This is a genomic window from Sciscionella sediminilitoris, assembly GCF_000737195.2.
In the GTDB taxonomy this organism is placed as follows: Bacteria; Actinomycetota; Actinomycetes; order Mycobacteriales; family Pseudonocardiaceae; genus Sciscionella; species Sciscionella sediminilitoris.
This window is the reverse complement of sequence record NZ_JALM01000172.1, coordinates 1-1,989: the sequence shown is the minus strand read 5'-3', so window position 1 is coordinate 1,989 and position 1,989 is coordinate 1. Positions and strand designations below refer to the sequence as shown.

The window sequence follows — 1,989 nt, the reverse complement described above, 5'->3', positions numbered from 1 at the left end:
CTGATCTTGCAGCAGACCCCAAGGTTTGCCTTGTGTTGCGGTCACCAGTTGGGTGAATCGTTAGGCTGGGGCGTCCCAGTTCGGCATTTTCGGGGACGGTTGCAGCAGTGACCACTTGCAGCCAACACAACCTCAAACGGCCCCACGCTCACAGCAAACGACACTGAGGTGGTGACCGTTCCCTGAGGGCGCTATCGACTGGCGCCCCTATGGCAGGAGGTCCCCATGCCCAACCTGCGCGCCCTGGAGCACTGAACCCTGTAAGTCAGGCAGTTCATCACCGCTAGCATGACTCATCAAGCTCGGCAGCGATCTGATGGTCCAGGCGGAGGATGAGGCGATTCACCTCACCCCGTGAGGCAACCGGTGAGTCACTCGGTGGGCGTTTCGACTGCGCACTCACGGATCCCGGTAACCGCCTCGTCGTATATGAAGACGATGCGCTGCCGTGCCTCCTCTGCCTCTTCGTCCAACCAACCAATCTGCTCGGCCAGCCAGTTCTCGGTCTGCTCCACATCAGTAGTCTGCTTCGACTCAGCCATCGCGCACCCCGACCGTGCGAAGCCGTTCGGCGAAGCATTCCGGACAGACCGGGACTTGCTCCTCGGTGACTGCGACCATGCTCGAGACGCAGGCACCACCGCATCGCGAGCAGTGATATGACAGCGCGCGAGCGAGACTATGCAGTTCTAGTCCGCACAATCTCGGATAATGTTTGATTGTCGGTAATGTTGCCATCGTCTCTGGCCCACGCACAGGTAGCGCCATCGATCCAGCCTTTCTTCGACTCCCCGTTCCGGGACGCGGAGGCTGCTCCCGAAGCCTTCGCGACCCGTCTCTGACTCCCCGTCCGAGTTAGAGGGACAGAACTGTAACACTAATCCGAAAGGAGTAGTCAACAAGCAGAGCACGAAAGATCAGTCAGGAAGACACCGTCAGTGGGGGTAACGGGCAGTCCGGGTCGATCGAAACCCTCTGCGCGGCAAGTAGTTGCTCAATCACCCCCCAGCACCACCCGGCAAGCTGTGCGACCAGCTCGTCCCTGGTGATTTCGCCGGGGTTGGCCAGCCAGCGACTCGTCGCGGATTCGACCATGCTGACAAGAGCGAAGGCACACGGTTCTGCCATCCGTAGATCGCCCCCGTACACCGAGCCGTACCCGATAAGCAGCTTGCACACGCTGGCTCCGATCCCGGTCCGCACCCCTGCAGCCACCCCGTCCTGCGACCTGGCAATCACGTAGTCATACCAATTCCAGTGGGCCAGCAGCCAGTCGACAAACACGCCAACAGCGCGGTCGATCAGCTCAGCCGCCGAGTCCCCCCCAACGATCAATGCCTCGGCCAGACGCTCGGTCAGCAGTTCCCCGATGTACGCCACGAGTGCCTCGTGCAACTCGGTGGTGTCGGTGAAATAGCGGTACAACTGCGGTCTCCGCACGTTCGCATGGTCCGCGATCCGCTCGGCCGTGGTCCCCGCCCCGTACTCGGCAACCGCGGCCAGCCCACCCCGCATCAGGGCTTCCCGCCGCTTCGCCCGCTGACCCGCCCAGCGCCGGACACGGCCATCATCACTCTCGCTCACGACAACCTGTCCCCTCCACAAGACTGACCACGCCCAGTAGACTCAACAGCGCGGACCCACCCCTTCGCGTGAAATCTGCCCGTCGAGACCCGTGGCTGCAATTCCAAGACACAGCCTACGGACGCGATGACCAACTCGCAGAACGACACCAACCAGGACGTGGATCGGGCGAACCGGACCTGGGCAACTGTGACATCTCGACACAGCCACCAAGCGCCAGGACGCCACCAAGACCACTGGCACAGGCAAGCTGCACCCGCTTTCGTGGAGGGGACAGCCAGCAGCAGCCAAAGAATCTGTATTCAATACAAACCATAACCGATCACCGCTGGATGAGCACCTTATCGTTGCGATGGCGGGAATCTGGACGCATGAGAAGGATTGACTTTACTGCATCCTGCATGC

2 protein-coding genes are annotated in these 1,989 nt (G+C 61.3%); both read right to left on the bottom strand.

The window, feature by feature from the left end; genetic code table 11:
* Positions 1-371: 371 nt before the first annotated feature.
* Complete coding sequence (locus AD72_RS37020) at positions 372-542, bottom strand: hypothetical protein (protein WP_156365528.1); 171 nt, start codon at positions 540-542, stop codon at positions 372-374.
* A gap of 379 nt (positions 543-921) precedes the next feature.
* A complete protein-coding gene (locus tag AD72_RS34810; protein WP_156365527.1) occupies positions 922-1,584 on the bottom strand; it encodes a TetR/AcrR family transcriptional regulator in 663 nt (220 codons plus the stop codon).
* Positions 1,585-1,989: the final 405 nt, after the last annotated feature.